Source organism: Pseudomonas sp. E1BtOHC1 (genome assembly GCF_058744285.1).
Window position 1 is genome coordinate 1,266,727 of sequence record NZ_CP196023.1, and the last position, 18,054, is coordinate 1,284,780.

The 18,054-nt window shown below is 61.7% G+C and carries 19 protein-coding genes and 1 pseudogene; 8 read left to right on the plus strand and 12 right to left on the minus strand.

Features of this window, described 5'->3' with window-relative positions; genetic code table 11:
• The first annotated feature begins 57 nt into the window (after positions 1–57).
• The 5 genes from ACSSVC_RS05860 to ACSSVC_RS05880 all read left to right on the plus strand — a co-directional run bounded on the left by ACSSVC_RS05860 (position 58) and on the right by ACSSVC_RS05880 (position 7,298).
• Positions 58–1,878: a glucan biosynthesis protein G gene (locus ACSSVC_RS05860; protein WP_404938090.1), complete on the plus strand. Its 1,821-nt coding sequence runs from the start codon at positions 58–60 to the stop codon at positions 1,876–1,878.
• Positions 1,871–4,441 (plus strand): glucans biosynthesis glucosyltransferase MdoH, encoded by a 2,571-nt coding sequence (gene mdoH, locus ACSSVC_RS05865; protein ID WP_492612071.1) that lies wholly within the window; start codon positions 1,871–1,873, stop codon positions 4,439–4,441. The genes ACSSVC_RS05860 and mdoH overlap by 8 nt, the downstream gene beginning before the upstream one ends.
• 224 nt (positions 4,442–4,665) lie before the next feature.
• The gene (locus ACSSVC_RS05870; protein WP_015633853.1) at positions 4,666–5,463 is read left to right on the plus strand and encodes a transporter substrate-binding domain-containing protein; all 798 of its coding nucleotides are present in this window, start codon (positions 4,666–4,668) and stop codon (positions 5,461–5,463) included.
• A gap of 145 nt (positions 5,464–5,608) precedes the next feature.
• A complete protein-coding gene (locus ACSSVC_RS05875) occupies positions 5,609–6,571 on the plus strand; it encodes an amino acid ABC transporter permease (protein WP_346634449.1) in 963 nt (320 codons plus the stop codon).
• Entirely contained in the window at positions 6,564–7,298 is a 735-nt protein-coding gene (locus ACSSVC_RS05880; protein WP_404938091.1) for an amino acid ABC transporter ATP-binding protein, read from the plus strand. Before ACSSVC_RS05875 ends, ACSSVC_RS05880 begins: the two co-directional genes overlap by 8 nt.
• Positions 7,299–7,353: 55 nt before the next feature.
• On the opposite strand, the gene ACSSVC_RS05885 is transcribed toward ACSSVC_RS05880, so the two are convergent.
• From ACSSVC_RS05885 to ubiE, 11 genes and pseudogenes are all read right to left on the minus strand, one after another.
• Positions 7,354–8,226, minus strand: coding sequence for a methyl-accepting chemotaxis protein (locus ACSSVC_RS05885; protein WP_371826193.1), 873 nt, complete (start codon positions 8,224–8,226; stop codon positions 7,354–7,356).
• A pseudogene (locus tag ACSSVC_RS05890) lies at positions 8,212–9,270 on the minus strand (methyl-accepting chemotaxis protein); the annotation flags it as partial. The gene ACSSVC_RS05885 and the pseudogene ACSSVC_RS05890, both read right to left, overlap by 15 nt.
• Positions 9,271–9,393: 123 nt before the next feature.
• Positions 9,394–10,101, minus strand: a complete 708-nt coding sequence (locus tag ACSSVC_RS05895) for a 16S rRNA (uracil(1498)-N(3))-methyltransferase (protein ID WP_123724104.1) — start codon at positions 10,099–10,101, stop codon at positions 9,394–9,396.
• Entirely contained in the window at positions 10,098–10,892 is a 795-nt protein-coding gene (gene tatC, locus ACSSVC_RS05900) for a twin-arginine translocase subunit TatC (RefSeq protein ID WP_123724103.1), read from the minus strand. The genes ACSSVC_RS05895 and tatC overlap by 4 nt, the downstream gene beginning before the upstream one ends.
• The gene (gene tatB, locus ACSSVC_RS05905; RefSeq protein ID WP_346634452.1) at positions 10,889–11,329 is read right to left on the minus strand and encodes a Sec-independent protein translocase protein TatB; all 441 of its coding nucleotides are present in this window, start codon (positions 11,327–11,329) and stop codon (positions 10,889–10,891) included. Before tatB ends, tatC begins: the two co-directional genes overlap by 4 nt.
• Positions 11,330–11,339: 10 nt before the next feature.
• A complete protein-coding gene (locus ACSSVC_RS05910; RefSeq protein WP_011058797.1) occupies positions 11,340–11,621 on the minus strand; it encodes a twin-arginine translocase TatA/TatE family subunit in 282 nt (93 codons plus the stop codon).
• 25 nt (positions 11,622–11,646) lie between these two features.
• Entirely contained in the window at positions 11,647–11,979 is a 333-nt protein-coding gene (locus tag ACSSVC_RS05915) for a phosphoribosyl-ATP diphosphatase (RefSeq protein WP_011058798.1), read from the minus strand.
• Position 11,980: 1 nt separating this feature from the next.
• Positions 11,981–12,373 carry a phosphoribosyl-AMP cyclohydrolase gene (gene hisI / locus ACSSVC_RS05920; RefSeq protein ID WP_011058799.1) on the minus strand — a complete coding sequence of 131 codons (393 nt, stop codon included), beginning with the start codon at positions 12,371–12,373 and terminating at the stop codon, positions 11,981–11,983.
• An 80-nt stretch (positions 12,374–12,453) separates the two neighbouring features.
• On the minus strand, positions 12,454–14,058 hold the full coding sequence (gene ubiB / locus ACSSVC_RS05925) for a ubiquinone biosynthesis regulatory protein kinase UbiB (RefSeq protein ID WP_346634453.1): 1,605 nt from the start codon (positions 14,056–14,058) through the stop codon (positions 12,454–12,456).
• Positions 14,055–14,678: a ubiquinone biosynthesis accessory factor UbiJ gene (locus ACSSVC_RS05930; protein ID WP_346634454.1), complete on the minus strand. Its 624-nt coding sequence runs from the start codon at positions 14,676–14,678 to the stop codon at positions 14,055–14,057. Before ACSSVC_RS05930 ends, ubiB begins: the two co-directional genes overlap by 4 nt.
• Entirely contained in the window at positions 14,678–15,448 is a 771-nt protein-coding gene (gene ubiE, locus ACSSVC_RS05935; protein WP_011058802.1) for a bifunctional demethylmenaquinone methyltransferase/2-methoxy-6-polyprenyl-1,4-benzoquinol methylase UbiE, read from the minus strand. The genes ACSSVC_RS05930 and ubiE overlap by 1 nt, the downstream gene beginning before the upstream one ends.
• A 155-nt stretch (positions 15,449–15,603) precedes the next feature.
• On the opposite strand from ubiE, the gene ACSSVC_RS05940 reads away from it, so the two are divergent.
• From ACSSVC_RS05940 to ACSSVC_RS05950, 3 genes are all read left to right on the plus strand, one after another.
• Positions 15,604–15,879: a polyhydroxyalkanoic acid system family protein gene (locus ACSSVC_RS05940; RefSeq protein ID WP_346634455.1), complete on the plus strand. Its 276-nt coding sequence runs from the start codon at positions 15,604–15,606 to the stop codon at positions 15,877–15,879.
• Between the two features lie 198 nt (positions 15,880–16,077).
• Entirely contained in the window at positions 16,078–16,500 is a 423-nt protein-coding gene (locus ACSSVC_RS05945; RefSeq protein WP_102862787.1) for a phasin family protein, read from the plus strand.
• Positions 16,501–16,510: 10 nt separating this feature from the next.
• Complete coding sequence (locus ACSSVC_RS05950; RefSeq protein ID WP_492612072.1) at positions 16,511–17,341, plus strand: phasin family protein; 831 nt, start codon at positions 16,511–16,513, stop codon at positions 17,339–17,341.
• A gap of 67 nt (positions 17,342–17,408) precedes the next feature.
• Here the strand turns inward: ACSSVC_RS05950 and ACSSVC_RS05955 are convergent, their stop codons facing one another.
• Positions 17,409–18,029, minus strand: a complete 621-nt coding sequence (locus ACSSVC_RS05955) for a TetR/AcrR family transcriptional regulator (RefSeq protein WP_123725054.1) — start codon at positions 18,027–18,029, stop codon at positions 17,409–17,411.
• Positions 18,030–18,054: the final 25 nt, after the last annotated feature.

Below are 18,054 nucleotides of genomic sequence, written 5' to 3' on the forward strand. Positions count from 1 at the left end.
CTGGCATATAGATAGCTGGCCGTTGGTTTTTTGATCTGTTTTCGGCGAGGGTTGCTCGTGATTGTTAGTCCCTGTAATGCACCAAACTTGTTTGCCAAACGGTTACGAAACGCACTGGTGACGGGCTCTGCGCTGGTCTGCCTGTTCGGCGCCGGTCAACTCATGGCATTCAATCTGGATGATGTGTCGGCCAAGGCCAAGGACTTGGCCGGGCAGAAGTACGAGGCCCCGCGCAGTAACCTGCCGAACGAATTCCGTGAGATGAAGTTTGCGGATTACCAGAAAATCCGCTTCCTCAGCGAAAAAGCCGAATGGGCCGATCAGAAGACCCCATTCAAGCTGTCGTTCTATCACCAGGGCATGCACTTCGACACGCCGGTGAAGATCAACGAGATCAGCGCCAACACCGTATCCGAGATCAAGTACGACCCGAATCGCTTCGATTTCGGCGACGTCAAGTTCGATCCCAAGGCCACCGAAAAGCTCGGCTATGCCGGTTTCCGTGTGCTGTACCCGATCAACAAGGCTGATAAGCAAGACGAGATCATGACCATGCTGGGCGCGAGCTACTTCCGCGTCGTCGGCAAAGGCCACACTTATGGCCTGTCCGCCCGTGGTCTGGCGATCGACACCGCCCTGCCGTCCGGCGAAGAGTTCCCGCGCTTCAGCGAGTTCTGGATCCAACAGCCCAAACCAACCGACAAGCATCTGGTGATCTACGCCCTGCTGGATTCGCCACGGGCCACTGGCGCCTACCGCCTGACCCTGCGTCCGGGCGCCGACACCATTGTCGACGTCAAGGCTCGGGTGTTCCTGCGTGACAAGGTCGGCAAGCTGGGCCTGGCCCCGCTGACCAGCATGTACCTGTTCGGCGCCAACCAGCCGTCGAAAGTCCTCAACTACCGTCGCGAGCTGCACGACTCCAGCGGTCTGTCGATCCATGCCGGCAACGGCGAATGGATCTGGCGTCCCCTGAACAACCCGAAACACCTGGCCGTGAGCAACTTCTCGGTAGAGAACCCGCGTGGTTTCGGCCTGCTGCAGCGTGGCCGTGACTTCAGCCACTACGAAGACCTCGATGACCGCTACGACAAGCGCCCAAGCGCCTGGATCGAGCCCAAGGGCGACTGGGGCAAAGGTACCGTCGATCTGGTAGAGATCCCGACTGCGGACGAAACCAACGACAACATCGTGGCGTTCTGGAACCCGGAAAAGCAGCCTGAGCCAGGCCAGCCGCTGGATTATGCCTACCGCCTGCACTGGACCATCGACGAAGCCGCCCTGCATTCCCCCGACAGCGCCTGGGTGCAACAGACCCTGCGCTCCACCGGTGACGTCAAGCAATCCAACCTGATCCGTCAGCCTGATGGCAGCGTTGCCTACCTGGTGGACTTCGAAGGCCCATCCCTGGCGGCATTGCCGGAAAACGCCGAAGTTCGCAGCCAGGTGAGTGTTGGCGACAATGCCGAGCTGGTGGAAAACAGCGTTCGCTACAACCCGGAAACCAAAGGCTGGCGCCTGACCCTGCGGATGAAGATCAAGGATGCGAGCAAGGCCACCGAGATGCGTGCCGCGCTGGTGCGCAACATCCCGGTAGCCGAGCCGGTCAAGGCCTCGACCCCTAACTCCAACTCCTCCGTTGCCAAGGCCGACAAGATCGCCGCCAAGCAACAGGAGAAGAAGGAGAAGGAAGCCGCTGCGGCAGCGGCCAAGCAGACTGAAGCCAAGCCGGCCAAAGACGCCAAGAATGCCAAGGACAAGGACCACAAAGACGCCAAGCAGCCTGCTGCCGAGGCGGCCCCAGCCACACCGGAACCGGTTAAAACTGAACAAGTCCTGACCGAGACCTGGAGCTACCAGTTGCCTGCCGATGAGTAACTCTCAACTACAGCCAGAGTCTCTTGCCGAGTACCTGGCGCACTTGCCGATGTCGGACCAGCAGCGCGCGGAACTCGCGGGCTGCCAGTCTTTCAGCGAACTGCACCAACGTTTGTCGTCAACGACCTTCGACGCTCCAACCGATGCCGCCCAGGTATCGGTGGGCCAGCGCCTGTCCTTGAGCACCGCCGCGGAACTCGAAGAAGCGGAAATGCTTGCGGTCGACGCCGAAGGCCGGGTCTGCCTCAAGGCCACGCCGCCGATCCGCCGCACCAAGGTGGTACCGGAGCCGTGGCGCACCAATATCCTGGTGCGTGGCTGGCGGCGACTGACCGGGCGCACCAACCCGCCCGCGCCGCCGAAGGACGAACGTGTGCTGCCGGCTGCGCGCTGGCGCACCGTGGGTTCGATCCGTCGCTACATCCTGCTGGTGCTGATGCTCGGCCAGACCATCGTCGCCGGCTGGTACATGAAAGGCATCATGCCGTACCAGGGCTGGTCCTTCGTCGACCTGGAAGAGGTCCTGCACCAGCCGCTGATGCAGACCGCGACCCAAGTGCTGCCCTATGCCCTGCAAACCAGCATCCTGATTCTTTTCGGCATCCTCTTCTGCTGGGTCTCGGCGGGTTTCTGGACTGCGTTGATGGGCTTCCTGGAGCTGTTGACTGGTCACGACAAGTACCGCATCTCCGGGGCCAGCGCCGGTAACGAGCCGATTCCCAAGGACGCACGTACCGCACTGGTGATGCCGATCTGCAACGAAGACGTGCCCCGGGTGTTTGCCGGTCTGCGGGCGACCTTCGAGTCGGTAGCGGCCACCGGTGACCTGGACCGCTTCGATTTCTTCGTGCTCAGCGACAGTAACGACAGTGATATCTGCGTGGCCGAGCAGCAGGCCTGGCTGGATGTCTGCCGGGAAGCCAAGGGCTTCGGCAAGATTTTCTACCGCCGTCGCCGTCGCCGTGTGAAGCGCAAGAGCGGCAACCTCGACGACTTCTGCCGTCGTTGGGGCGGTGACTACAAGTACATGGTGGTGCTCGACGCCGACAGCGTGATGAGCGGCGAATGCCTGACCAGCCTGGTGCGCTTGATGGAAGCCACGCCGGACGCGGGGATCATCCAGACCGCGCCACGGGCGTCGGGCATGGACACCCTGTATGCGCGCATGCAGCAGTTCGCCACCCGGGTCTACGGCCCGCTGTTCACCGCCGGCCTGCACTTCTGGCAGTTGGGCGAGTCCCACTACTGGGGCCACAACGCGATCATCCGCATGAAGCCGTTCATCGAGCACTGCGCCCTGGCGCCATTGCCCGGTAAAGGCGCCTTCGCCGGTGCGATCCTGTCCCACGACTTCGTCGAAGCCGCGCTGATGCGCCGTGCCGGCTGGGGCGTGTGGATTGCCTACGACCTGCCGGGCAGCTACGAAGAGCTGCCGCCTAACCTGCTGGACGAACTCAAGCGTGACCGTCGCTGGTGCCACGGCAACCTGATGAACTTCCGCCTGTTCCTGGTCAAGGGTATGCACCCGGTGCACCGTGCGGTGTTCCTCACCGGGGTGATGTCCTACCTTTCGGCACCGCTGTGGTTCTTCTTCCTGGTGCTGTCCACGGCTCTGCTGGCGGTCAATACCCTGATGGAGCCGCAGTACTTCCTCGAACCACGGCAGCTGTATCCGCTGTGGCCGCAGTGGCACCCGGACAAGGCCATCGCGCTGTTCTCCACGACTATCGTGCTGCTGTTCCTGCCGAAGTTGTTGAGCATCATCCTGATCTGGGCCAAGGGCGCGAAAGAGTTCGGCGGCAAGTTCAAGGTGACCCTGTCGATGCTCCTGGAGATGCTGTTCTCCATGCTGCTGGCGCCGGTGCGGATGATTTTCCACACCCGTTTCGTGCTGGCTGCATTCCTCGGCTGGGCCGCGACCTGGAACTCGCCACAACGTGACGACGACTCCACGCCGTGGAGTGAAGCCGTGCGCCGCCACGGTCCGCAGACCCTGCTGGGCTTCTGCTGGGCCCTGCTGGTGATCTGGCTGAACCCCAGCTTCCTCTGGTGGCTGGTGCCGATTGTCGGTTCTCTGATGCTGTCGATCCCGGTGTCGGTGATCTCCAGTCGTGTCGGTCTGGGCCTGAAGTCCCGTGACGAGAGTCTGTTCCTGATTCCCGAGGAATACGCTCCGCCCCAGGCGCTGCTGGCCACCGACCAGTACACCCACGAGAACCGCTGGCATGCGCTCAACGACGGCTTTGTCCGAGCCGTTGTGGACCCGCAGCAGAACGCTCTGGCCTGTGCCCTGGCCACATCCCGCCACACCCAGGCCGAGCCGATCGAATGGCTGCGCCAGGAGCGGGTACGGCATGCACTGAAAGTCGGCCCGGCGGCCCTGAACAACAGCGAGCGCCTGGCGCTGTTGAGCGATCCGGTGGCCCTGGGGCGCCTGCACCAGCAAGTCTGGAGCGAGGGTCACAGCGATTGGCTGGACGCCTGGCGCCAGTCGGTGGATGCTGACCCCCATGCGCCGCTGCTGCCCTTGCAGCCGCTGATGGCGGCGCCGCAACGGGCCTGAAGCCAACGCCCTTGAGCCTCCACTCAAGGGCGTTTTGCTTTCTGCTGCCAATAGCCCCGCATCCCCCCTTGTAACAACAAAAATCCTTGTGCAAACGGCCGAGTGCGTTAGCATCGCTCCCGCAAATTTCTGTGCGTGATCGACAACGGCTTGATATCCGAAGATTTTCATTCCAGGCCCGCGGCGCGCAGACACCACAATAAAATGGCTTCAGGGGACTTGAGATGAAGAAGTATCTTTCGCTGCTGCTGGCAGGCGCCGCCGCCATGCTGGCGGTCACTACCGCCCAGGCCGGCGCCATCGATGACGCGGTCAAGCGCGGTACGCTGAAAGTCGGCATGGACCCGACCTACATGCCGTTCGAAATGACCAACAAGCGTGGCGAAATCATCGGTTTCGAAGTCGATCTGCTCAAGGCCATGGCCAAGTCCATGGGGGTCAAGCTGGAGATGGTTTCCACTGGCTACGACGGCATCATCCCAGCCCTGCTCACCGACAAGTTCGACATGATCGGCAGCGGCATGACCCTGACCCAGGAACGCAACCTGCGCCTGAATTTCAGCGAACCCTTCATCGTGGTCGGCCAGACGCTGCTGATCCGTAAGGATCTGGAAGGCACCATCAAGTCCTACAAGGACCTGAACAGCGCCGACTACCGCATCACCTCCAAGCTGGGCACCACCGGGGAAATGGTCGCCAAGAAGCTGATTGCCAAGGCCAAGTACCACGGCTACGACAATGAGCAGGAAGCGGTGCTGGACGTGGTCAACGGCAAAGCCGACGCCTTTATCTACGACGCCCCGTACAACGTGGTGGCGGTGAACAAGGTGGGTAATGGCAAACTGGTGTTCCTCGACAAGCCGTTCACCTATGAGCCTCTGGCCTTCGGCCTGAAGAAGGGTGACTACGACAGCATCAACTTCATCAACAACTTCCTGCACCAGATCCACGAAGACGGCACCTACGATCGCATCCATGACAAGTGGTTCAAGAGCACCGAGTGGCTCAAGGACATGGAATAGGCGTCAGGCAACTGATTGGCGGTTGATCGCGAGCAAGCTCGCTCCTACAGGGCGTACAGCGTTTTTGTAGGAGCGAGCTTGCTCGCGATGATGCCCGCCCGAGCTCTGCCGAACCTCCCCGCTGCAAACCGCTGGAACCTGCAAAGTGAACAAACAGAAGAAAGCCCAATGGCCCTGGCACGTATTGACCGTGCTGGTGCTGATCGGCCTGGCCGGCGCCCTGTACTACGCCACCTCGCTGATGTCCTACGAATGGCGCTGGAACCGTGTCCCCCAGTACTTCGCCTACCAGGCCGAAGAATCCCAGCGGGCGGCGGAGATCTCCACCGTCGCCGAGGTTGTGCGCCAGGGCGGCAAGGCTCAAGTCACGCTGCGCGGTGACTCGGGTGCCGAGCAGCATCTGAGTGTCGATGAAAGCAGCCTGCAGGTGGCTAGCGGCGATGACGTGGCCGAAGGCGATGTGATTGGCGTGACCCGGCACTGGGCGGCGGGCCCCCTGTTGTGGGGCTTGTGGACCACCTTGTGGCTGTCGGTGGTGTCTGGGGTGTTGGGCCTGCTCATCGGCCTCGGCACCGGCCTGTGCCGGCTGTCCAGCAACCCGACCCTGCGTGACCTGTCGACGCTCTATGTCGAGCTGGTGCGGGGTACGCCGCTGCTGGTGCAGATCTTCATTTTCTATTTCTTCATCGGCACGGTGCTCAACCTGTCCCGGGAGTTCGCCGGGATCGCCGCGCTGTCGCTGTTCACCGGGGCCTATGTGGCGGAAATCGTCCGTGCCGGGGTGCAGTCCATTACCCGTGGGCAGAACGAGGCTGCCCGCTCGTTGGGGCTCAGCGCCGGCCAGTCGATGCGTCACGTGGTGCTGCCACAGGCGTTCAAACGGGTGTTGCCGCCCCTGGCCGGGCAGTTCATCAGCCTGGTCAAGGACACGTCGCTGGTGTCGGTGATCGCCATCACCGAGCTGCTCAAGAGCGGCCGGGAAGTCATCACCACCTCGTTCTCGCCGTTCGAGATCCTGTTCTGCGTGGCGGGCCTGTATCTGTTGATCAACCTGCCGCTGTCGAAGATGGCCAGTCGGCTTGAGCGGAGGCTCGCGCAAAGTGATTGAAGTTCGCGATCTGGTAAAAGTCTTCGACACCCGCGGCCAGGTGGTGCGTGCGGTGGACAACGTCACCACTCAGGTGGCCAAGGGTGAAGTGCTGGTGGTGATCGGTCCGTCCGGTTCCGGCAAGTCCACCTTTTTGCGTTGCCTCAATGGCCTGGAAGAGTTCGATTCCGGCTCGGTGAGCATCGACGGCCTGCAACTGGCCGACCCCAAGACCGATGTGAACGCCTATCGCCGGGAAGTGGGCATGGTGTTCCAGCATTTCAACCTGTTCCCCCACATGACCGTGCTGGAAAACCTCTGCCTGGCGCAGAAAGTGGTGCGCAAGCGTGGCAAGCAGGAACGCGAGGCCAAGGCCCTGGCGTTGCTGGAGAAGGTCGGCATTGCGCAGAAGGCCCACGAGTTTCCTTCGCGGCTTTCCGGCGGCCAACAGCAGCGGGTGGCGATTGCCCGGGCCCTGGCCATGGAGCCAAAGGTCATGCTGTTCGATGAGCCGACTTCGGCACTGGACCCGGAAATGGTCGGCGAAGTGCTGGACGTGATGAAGACCCTGGCCCTGGAAGGCATGACCATGGTCTGTGTGACTCACGAGATGGGCTTTGCCCGGGAAGTGGCGGATCGGGTGCTGTTCTTCGATCACGGCAAGCTGCTGGAGGATGCGGCGCCGGATGTGTTCTTCGCGGCGCCGAAAGATCCTCGGGCCCAGGCTTTCCTGCGCCAGGTACTGTGAGGCCTTCGCCGGCTCCTGCATTCCCTTGTAGGAGCCGGCTTGCCAGCGAAGCGATTCAGACCCGGAAGCGCCCCACCAGGCTTTGCAGGTGAATCCCCAACCGCGCCAGTTCGGCGCTGGAGGCCGCGGTTTCTTCGCTGGCCGATGAAGTCTGTTCAGACACATCACGCACATTCAACACGCTGCGGTTGATCTCTTCCGCTACGGCGCTCTGTTGCTCGGCTGCCGCGGCAATCTGCTGGTTCATCGCCTGGATGGCCGACACAGTGCGAGTGATGTTCTCCAGCGACCCCCCGGCCCGGCGGGTCAGTTCGACGCTGCTGTCAGTGAGGCTGCGGCTGGTGTCCAGGGTGCTGGCTACTTGCTGTGTGCCGCTTTGCAGGCCGACGATCAGCTCGGCGATTTCTTCGGTGGATTGCTGGGTGCGCTGGGCCAGGCTGCGCACTTCGTCCGCAACCACGGCGAAACCACGCCCGGCTTCACCGGCACGTGCCGCTTCGATGGCGGCGTTGAGGGCCAACAGATTGGTCTGCTGGGCCACCGACTTGATCACATCCAGCACGCTGCCGATCTTGTCGCTTTCCTGCTTGAGGTGGCCCATGGCTTCGGTGGAGTGGCCCACCTCGCTGGCCAGACGCTCGATCTGGGCAATGGCTTCGTTCACCACGCGATCACCCTCGCGGGCCTGCTGATCGGCGGCTACAGCGGCCTCTGAGGCTTCTTCGGCATTGCGCGCGACTTCCTGCACTGTGGCGGCCATTTCGTTCATGGCCGTGGCTACCTGATCGGTTTCCACCTTCTGGCTGTTGACCCCGGCGCTGGTCTGCTCGGTGACGGCCGACAATTGTTCGGCGGCGCTGGCGATCTGGGTCACGCCGTCGCTGATGCCGCCGATCAGTTCCCGCAAGCCGAGGGTCATGCGCTGCATGGCTTTCTGCAGTTGGCCAAGCTCGTCGCGGCGATCCACCGCCAGGTTCTGGCTGAGATCGCCGGCTGCCACGCGTTCGGCGGCCTTGAGGGTCTGCTGCAGCGGTTGGATGATCTGCCGGGTGATGGCCCAGGCGGCAATCAGACCAAACACCAAGGCCAGTACTGTGGCAATCAGCAGGGTGCTTTTGGCCTGGCTGGCATCGCTGTCACGCTTGGCGGTCTGTGCGCTAGTCAATTGGTTGCTCAGGTCCATCAGTCGGTCGCCTTGGGCGGCCATGCGCTTGAGCGCGGCAGCACTGGCCTCTTCGGCGTCGCTGAAGCCGCTGACGGCCGCTCGGTAGGCTTTGAGCGAGTCGCTGGCTTGCTGCAGGTTGGCAATGTGCTGCTCCGGCAGGCGGGTCGGTAGGCTGGTGAGGTGGTTCAGCGCGTTATCGATGGCATCCAGGGCCGGTTGCTTGGCTTCCGGTTTGGCGCTGTAGGTGTAGCCACGCACCTGGAAGCGTGCCTGCTGGATCAGTTTGGAGAGGTCGATGACGCTGTTGAACTGAGCCACGCTGTCGCCTTGCAGCAGCGATTTCTCGACCTCGGCCACCCGGGCCACGGCATTGTCGGCACTGGCGCCGAGCTGGGCCCGGGCAGCCTCGCGGCTGGCGGTGGCACGGGTCATGTCGGCAAAGGCTTTCTGGTATTCGGCCACGGCGCTCAGTTGCTGGTCCAGCATGGCGATGCTTTCGGGTTGCTGCAGTTGCTCACGGGCGGCCCGTAGACCTTCGTCGAGCTGTTTGAGTATGTCGTTGACGGCGGCCGGCCCCTGGTCGCCATGGTGCATCTCGTAGTTGAGACGGGCGATGCGCAGGTCCTTGGTCATGCCATAGAGCGTGGAGATGTTGCCCAGTTTGTCGCCACGGTCGATCACTCGGCCCAGGCCGGTCCAGCCTGTGGCAGTGATCAATAGGGTCAGAAGCAGTACCAGGCCGAAGCCGATACCGAGTTTGCGGCTGACGCTTACATTTCCCAGGTTCCTGGCTAGCCAACGGTACATGCTGCGAACTCCCTTTTAGCAATATGGGCTTAACCATAGGCTATCGGCGGGAGCGGTGGATTCTGTAGGTAGGTGGCGATTTGATATTGCAGGCGAAAGCTCCGGCTGGCACGGAGCCTTTGCTCAAAACAGGCGTGAGAGGAGGGCTGTGACGGCGGTTTCGACCCGCAGGATGCGTTCGCCCAGTTGCACCGGTTGCAGGCCGGCCTTGGCCAACAGATCGATCTCGTAGGGGATCCAGCCACCTTCGGGGCCGATGGCCAGGGTTACCGGTTCATCCAGGCCGCGAGGGCAGGGTGGGTACTGGCCGGGGTGACCCACCAGTCCCAGGGTGCCTGCGCTGAGGGCCGGCAGACGATCCTCGACGAAGGGCTTGAAGCGTTTTTCGATGACCACTTCGGGTAGCACGCTGTCGCGAGCCTGTTCCAGGCCGAGAATCAGCTGTTCACGAATGGCCTCGGGTTCCAGGAACGGGGTTTGCCAGAAGCTTTTTTCCACCCGGTAGCTGTTGACCAGCACCAGCCGTGGCACGCCCATGGCGGCGACGGTCTGCAGCACTCGACGAAGCATCTTCGGGCGTGGCAGGGCCAGCACCATGGTCAGCGGCAGCTTGGCCGGTGGTGGCTGGTCCAGGGTGATTTGCAGCTCGGCTTCGGTGGGTTCCAGGCGCAGCACCCGGGCTGAGCCCATCAGCCCGCCGATACGCCCGACCCGCAGGCTGTCGCCCACCGCAACCCGATGCACTTCCTGCATGTGAGTCAGGCGCCGGTCGCGCAGCACCACAAGGTCGGCCGCGATGAAGTCGGCCTCTTCCAGAAGCAGCAGGTTCACGCTTGGGTCGCTGGCGGCTGGTCGTTGTGATCGTCAGCCGGCGCATCGTCCGGGTGGTCGCCGCGCTTGCTGATCAGCCCACCGAACAGCACGCCGATTTCGAACAGCAGCCACATGGGTACGGCCAGCAAGGTCTGGGAGAAGATATCCGGCGGGGTGAGAATCATGCCGACCACAAAGCAGCCGATGATCACGTAAGGCCGGATCTTCCTCAGGTAGGCCACGTTGACCACGCCGATCCATACCAGCAGCACCACAGCCACCGGAATCTCGAAAGCCACGCCGAACGCGAAGAACAGGGTCATGACGAAATCGAGGTAGCTGGTGATGTCGGTCATCATCTCCACGCCGGCCGGAGTGGCGGCAGCGAAGAACTTGAAGATCAGCGGAAACACCAGGAAGTAGGCGAAGGCCATGCCGATGTAGAACAGCAGGATGCTCGACACCAACAGTGGCACCGCGATGCGCTTCTCATGCTTGTACAGCCCGGGTGCGATAAAGCCCCAGATCTGATGCAGGATCACCGGGATCGCCAGGAACAGCGAAACCATCATGGTCAGTTTCAGCGGGGTGAGAAACGGCGAGGCGACGTCGGTGGCGATCATCGTTGCACCCACCGGCAGGTACTCGCGCAGGGGGGTGGAGACGATGGTGTAGATCTGCTGGGTGAAGGCGAACAACCCGGCGAAGATGATGAAGATCGCCGCTACGCAGCGCAGCAGGCGGGTACGCAGCTCGGTGAGGTGCGACACCAGCGGCATGTGTTGGTCGTTCTCTGGGATATCGCTCATGGGGCTCGCGGCGGCAAAGTGGGGTCGTGGGGGGCCGTGGTGACGGGTGTCGCCACCGGGGCCGCAGGCTCGGCAACCGGCGTCGTGGGTAGCGGCGCTTCGCTCACAGGGACCGTTTCAGCTACCGGGGCGGAGCTTGGCGAGTGATTCGTCTGCTCGGCTATCGGTTCGACCGGAGTCGGTTGCTGCTGGGTCGGGGCGAGGATCTTCCGCGCCTCCTGCTCCAGGGACAGAATGTGCTCGTTGTGCAGTTGCCGGCGGATCTCGTCGGCCCCGATTTCACGTTCAACTTCCTGTTTTATCGCGTTGAAGCTGCGCTTCAGGCGCCCGACCCACAGGCCGGCGGTGCGCGCCGCGCCAGGCAGGCGCTCGGGGCCGAGCACCAGCAGGGCCACCAGGCCCACCAGCAGCAGTTCAGAGAAGCTGATACCAAACATTAGTCAGTGCTCACGAGTCTTTGCGGGTCGGCTCTTCGACTTTTTGTGCCTGCACGTCGATGGTGTGCGGCTGGTTCAGCGGTGCGCTTTGCTGCGGCTGAACCGGTGGCACGGGCTGTGCCGCTGGCGGTACTACGGGCTCGGCCGGCTTTTCGTCGTCGTTCATGGCCTTGCGGAAGCCCTTGATCGATTCGCCGACGTCAGTGCCCAGGTTCTTGAGCTTCTTGGTGCCGAATACCAGTACCACGACCACCAGGATGACGATCCAGTGTTTCCAGTCAAAAATGCCCATGCTGCGTTTCCTCTTAGAAAGTTGTTCAGGCGGACGGACGCGAGGCTTTCTCGGCGTGTCCGGACAGACCGAAGCGGCGATCCAGTTCATCGAGCACGGCCTGGGGGTGCTGCCCTAGCTGCGCCAGCATGACCAGGGTATGGAACCACAGGTCTGCGGTTTCATAGATCACATCGCTGCAGTCACCGCTGATGGCGGCGTCCTTGGCGGCGATGATGGTTTCCACCGACTCTTCGCCGACTTTTTCCAGAATCTTGTTCAGGCCCTTGTGATACAGGCTGGCCACATAGGAGCTGTCGGCTGCGGCGTCTTTACGCTCTTCCAGCACTTGGGCCAGACGGGTGAGGGTATCGCTCATGTCAGTGTCCTGCAGAATAAATCGCGTGCGGGTCCTTGAGGACCGGTTCGACGGTTTTCCACTCGCCGTCTTCGTAGACGCGGTAGAAACAGCTGTGGCGGCCGGTGTGACAGGCAATGTCGCCGATCTGCTCGACCATCAGGATGATCACGTCAGCGTCGCAGTCCAGGCGCATTTCATGAAGCTTCTGCACGTGCCCGGACTCTTCGCCCTTGCGCCATAGCTTGCCACGGGAACGTGACCAATAGATGGCGCGGTTCTCGGCGGCGGTCAGGCTCAGGGCCTCGCGGTTCATCCAGGCCATCATCAGCACGCGCCCGGTCTTGTGATCCTGGGCGATGGCCGGCACCAGGCCGTCCGCATCCCATTTGATCTGGTCCAGCCAATCTTTCATTTTCGACTCCGACAACCGGGCTCAACCCGCTGGTGACGCCTCGGCGATTTCGACAGTTTGCCAGCAGGTCGCGCCACTGGCTATCGGCGAACGATCAGATACAGACCCACCGCAATCATGATGCCGGCAGGCCAGTGGCCCAGCTCATGCAGCGGACCGCCGGCGGCCAGAACGGCGCCGCCACCCAAATGGGCGGTGCCCAGCAGGCGCAGGAACCAGTCGTCCTTGCGCTTGTGCCAGGGCGCCGGAGGGTCGGCCGCGTGTGGCTGCGACATGCGTTCCAGCAGGTCGCGAGTCATGTTGGCCAGGTGGGGGAGCTGTTCGATCTGGCTGTGGATATTACCGAGCACGGCTTTCGGGCTGACCCGTTCGCGCATCCAGCGTTCGAGGAAGGGTTGCGCGGTGTTCCACAGGTCCAGGTCCGGGTACAGCTGGCGACCCAGGCCTTCAATATTGAGCAGGGTCTTCTGCAACAGCACCAGCTGCGGCTGGACTTCCATATTGAAGCGCCGAGCGGTCTGGAACAGACGCATCAGCACCTGGCCGAAGGAAATATCCTTCAACGGCTTTTCAAAGATCGGTTCGCAGACCGTGCGGATCGCCGCTTCGAATTCGTTAAGTTTGGTTTCCGCGGGGACCCAGCCGGAATCGATGTGCAACTGGGCCACGCGGCGGTAGTCGCGCTTGAAGAAGGCGAACAGGTTGCGTGCCAGGTAGTCCTGGTCTTCCGGGGTCAGGCTGCCGACGATGCCGCAATCGATGGCAATGTACTGCGGGCTCCAGGGCTGCACGGTGCTGACGAAGATGTTGCCCGGGTGCATGTCGGCGTGGAAGAAACTGTCGCGGAACACCTGGGTGAAGAAGATCTCCACGCCCCGTTCGGCGAGCATTTTCATGTCGGTGCGCTGGTCGGCCAGGGTCGCCAGGTCAGTGACCTGGATGCCGTAGATGCGCTCCATCACCAGTACTTTCGGCCGGCACCAATCCCAGTAGACCTGGGGTACGTACAGCAGCGGCGAACCTTCGAAGTTGCGCTTGAGCTGGCTGGCGTTGGCCGCCTCGCGCAGCAGGTCGAGTTCGTCGTAGATGGTTTTCTCGTAGTCGCTGACCACATCCACCGGATGCAGCAGGCGGGCGTCGGCCGAAAGCTTTTCCGCGGCCCGGGCGAGGATGAACAGCCATGCCAGGTCCTGGGCGATGATTGGCTTGAGCCCAGGGCGGATCACCTTGACCACCACTTCTTCACCGGTCTTGAGCTTGGCGGCGTGGACCTGGGCTACCGAGGCCGAGGCCAGCGGCTCAATGTCAAAGCGGCTGAACACGTCGCTGATCTTCTTGCCCAGCTGTTCTTCGATCAGGGCCACGGACTTCTGCGAATCGAACGGTGGTACCCGGTCCTGCAGCAGCATCAGTTCGTCGGCGATGTCTTCCGGCAACAGGTCGCGGCGGGTGGAGAGGATCTGCCCGAACTTGATGAAGATCGGTCCCAGGTCCTGCAGTGCAAGGCGCAGCCGGGCACCGCGGCTCAGCTCCAGCGGCTTGCGCGGGAACCAGCGCCAGGGCAAGGCGAAGCGCAGGGCCAGGAGAAACCAGGGCAGGGGCAAGGCGAACAGCAGGTCATCGAGGCGGTAACGGATCACGACGCGCTGGATGCGCAACAGACGGCGGACGGCAAGCAGCTTCATGCGTTATCGCTTGGGTCAAGGGATCGGGAAAGGCGCTCGAAGCGCGCCTCGAGACGTTCCAGGTCGAGTTTGGCCTGATCCAGCTCACGAAAGCGCGCTTCGGCTTCGCGCTGGCCCACCAGGGTGCGTGATTCTTCGGCGAGGAACTCGGCGAGGTTCTGATTCAGGCTGGCAAATCCTTGCTGATACCAGCGGGCGCGGCTGCGCACATGGCCGCTGAACAGTTGGGTGGCCACCGGGCCCAGCCACCGGGACAGTTCGTATTCCCAGTCCAGCTCCAGGTCCTGGAGGATGGCCGCCAGATCCAGCAGCACGCCGCTGTCGCCTTCCAGCTCCACTTCCGGAGCGTGCAGAACCGCAGTCTTGTCCTTGCTCAGGGCCAGGCGCACCAGGCTTGAGGCCGGTGCACGTAGCGTGCAGTCAGGGTCCGCGGCCCATTGGGCGGCCAGTATCAGGCCTTCGTCGCTGGGCAGGATGAATAGCTGCAATGCCGGGTTGCGGCAATCCACGGCGATCACCTTGCCATTGAGGTGCTGCAGGCGCGGCAGGGCCGTGCTGTCCAGACGCAGCACCCGATTGATGCCGGTCTCGACGCTGGCGAGCAGACCGCTGAGCAGCATCAGGGCTTGATGCCGCGGTGCAGGGCGACGATGCCTGCGGTCATGTTGTGATAGGTCACGCGGTCGAAGCCGGCCTCGACCATCATCGACTTCAGGGTTTCCTGGTTGGGGTGCATGCGGATCGATTCGGCCAGGTAGCGGTAGCTTTCCGAGTCGTTGGTGATCAGCTTGCCGGCCAGGGGCATGAAGGCAAACGAATAGGCGTCGTAGACCTTGGACATCAGCGCATTGGTCGGTTTGGAGAATTCCAGCACCAGCAGCCGGCCGCCGGGCTTGAGCACCCGCAGCATGGAGCGCAGGGCGTCCTCTTTATGGGTAACGTTGCGCAGACCGAAGGCAATGGTGACGCAATCGAAATGGTTGTCCGGGAAAGGCAGCTTTTCCGCATCGGCCTGGACGAATTCGACGTTGCCGGCCACACCCAGGTCCAGCAGGCGATCGCGACCGACCTTGAGCATGGACTCGTTGATGTCGGCCAGTACCACTTGGCCAGTAGGGCCTACCAGGTGGGAGAAGCGCTTGGTCAGGTCGCCAGTGCCGCCGGCGATGTCCAATACGCGATTGCCGGCGCGCACGCCTGACAGCTCGATGGTGAAGCGTTTCCACAAACGGTGCATGCCGCCTGAGAGTACGTCGTTCATCAGGTCGTACTTGGCCGCTACCGAGTGGAATACTTCGGCGACTTTTTCCGCCTTCTGGCTTTCAGGAACGTTCTTGAAGCCGAAGTGCGTGGTGGGTTCGGCATCGCTGCCTTTGCGCTGATCAGTCATATCGCTGTCACCAAAAGAGAATGCGGGACATTCTAATGCCGGTGGCGGTCTTTGTCTTGGCAAGGCTGAATGTAAGATAGCGATCCGCCGGGACGTTTTGACGCACTCAGGGTCAAGATGCTTCAGGCAAGTCCCGAAACAGCAGGAGTCCTTCAATGGCCCGTATTAGTGTTGAACGTGCCCATGGCCTGGGTAAGCAGGTGGCCCGTGAAAAGGCCGACAAACTGGCGCAGAAACTCGCCGATCAGTATGGCCTGGAGCCGCAATGGGCAGGGGATACCCTGAACCTCAAGCGCTCAGGCGTCAAAGGCGCGGTGCATGTGGGTGAAGAGTCGATCCGTATCGATGTGGAGCTGGGGCTGTTGATGTCGGCCATGAGCGGCACCATCAAGTCGGAAATCGAAAAGGCCCTGGACAAGGCCCTGGCCTGAGCCCACCGGTAGGAGCCGGCTTGCCGGCGAATCGCAGGCACTGCAACGGTGCCAGGCAAAGAGCCTTTCCGGCGAGCAGGCTCCTACATGATTTCATGACATTCGTTAGGGTGCCGATTCTAATTTTTCTCTTTAGGTTGTGCCTCAGGTCCTCTTTCCGAGGGCAGTTCCTCAAACCTTCTGAGCGTGAGGTGCACCATGGCCAAAGTAATTCTGAAGAAAAAAGTTGATGTTCAATCGACTGCTCTGAGCGAAGTCAAATCCTATGCCCGCAAGATCTGGCTGGCAGGCCTGGGTGCCTACGCCAAAGTTGGTCAGGAAGGCAGCGACTACTTTCAGGAGCTGATCAAGGCTGGTCAATCCGTTGAAAAGAAAGGCAAAAAAGTTGTCACTGAACAACTTGAAGCTGCCAACAGTCAGATTGATAGCGTTAAAGGGGATGTCAGCACTCTTAAAGGCAAAGTCGAAGTGCAACTGGATAAAGTCGAGAAGGCTTTTGACACGCGCGTCGCCAGTGCCTTGAATCGTATCGGCATTCCGTCTAAACATGACGTTGAGACACTCTCTGCTAAGCTCGATGAGCTGACGGCGTTGCTCGAACGTGTCGCGCGTAAACATTAAGGAGAACGGGATGGCTGGTAAAAAGAATACTGAAAAAGAAGGCAGCTCGTGGATCGGGAAAGTCGAAGAGTACTCCCGTAAAATTTGGCTTGCTGGTTTAGGCGTGTACTCGAAAATCGACTCTGACGGCAGCAAGCTTTTCGAGACACTGGTCAAGGATGGTGAGAAAGCCGAGAAGCTGACCAAGAGCGTAGTTGGCAAGAAGGTTGATGCTGCCAAAGACTCCGCAAGTTCCGCCAAGTCGCGTATCAGCGACGTCAAGGACCGCGCTTTGGGCAAGTGGGACGAACTGGAAGGCGCTTTCGACAAGCGCTTGAACAGTGCCATCTCGCGTCTGGGCGTACCGAGCCGCAATGAGGTGAAGGCGCTGCATGACAAGGTCGATACCCTGACCAAGCAGATCGAGAAACTCACAGGTGCCAAGGTCGCGCCGGTTGCAGCCAAGACCGCTGCCGCCAAGCCGGCGGCAAAACCTGCTGCCAAGCCACTGGCCAAGCCTGCCGCCAAACCGGCAGTCAAGGCCGCCGCCAAGCCAGCAGCGAAAACCGCGGCCGCCAAACCCGCAGCCAAGCCTGTTGCAGCCAAGCCAGCGGCCAAACCCGCTGCCAAACCAGCGGTGAAAGCGGCCGCCAAACCTGCTGCGAAGCCGGCCGTGGCGAAAAAACCTGTAGCCAAGAAGCCTGTAGCAGCCAAACCGGCAGCCAAGCCCGCTGTAGCAGCCAAGCCTGCAACTGCGGCACCAGTGGCCTCGGCCAGCTCGGCGAACTCCGCCGCAGCACCTGGTCCGGCTGTAACTCCAACTGCAGCGCCGGCTCCAGCGACGCCAAGCAGCCAGTCCTGATTACATCAGGCACACAAAAAACGCCCGGCCTGCGAAGGTCGGGCGTTTTTTTATGGCGCGCTGCTGGCTATCCCTGTTCATCCAGGTAACGCAGGGCCATCTGTTCCGTGGCCAGCTTTGCCGGTGGCAGCAAGTGCGGCGCCACCAGCATCATGATCTGGTAGACCACCAGACGCACTTCGCCTTCGCGATCGAGAATCCGTTGGTAATCCAGTGAGAACAGCAAGGTCATGGTGATCTGTTCCACCAGCTGGCCCAGGGCTTGGGTGCCGCTGACCAGTTGGCCTAGAGTCTTGAGCCGGGCCAGCAGGGAAGCCAGGGTGCGCTTGAGGGCGTTGAGCAGGTTGCGAATGCCTTTGGCCAGTTTCGGCAAGCGTCCCGCAAGGTTGGAGAGGTCTTGGAACAGAAAGCGGTAGTGGGCCAGGCGCTCGACAATCAGGTGTAGAAACAACCAATAGTCTTCCGGCGCCAGCTGGGCATCGGACGGAGGGTCCAGCAGTGGTGTCAGCTCGTTCTGGAAACGCTCGAACAGGCCGAGCACCAGAGGTTCCTTGCCATGGAAGTGGTAGTAGAGGTTGCCGGGGCTGATCCCCATTTCATTGGCCACCTCCATGGTGGAGACATTGGGCTCGCCCTTCTGGTTGAACAGTTGCAGGGCACATTCGAGTATCCGGTCGCGGGTCTTCATCCTGACTTCTTGTCGGTCCATTGAG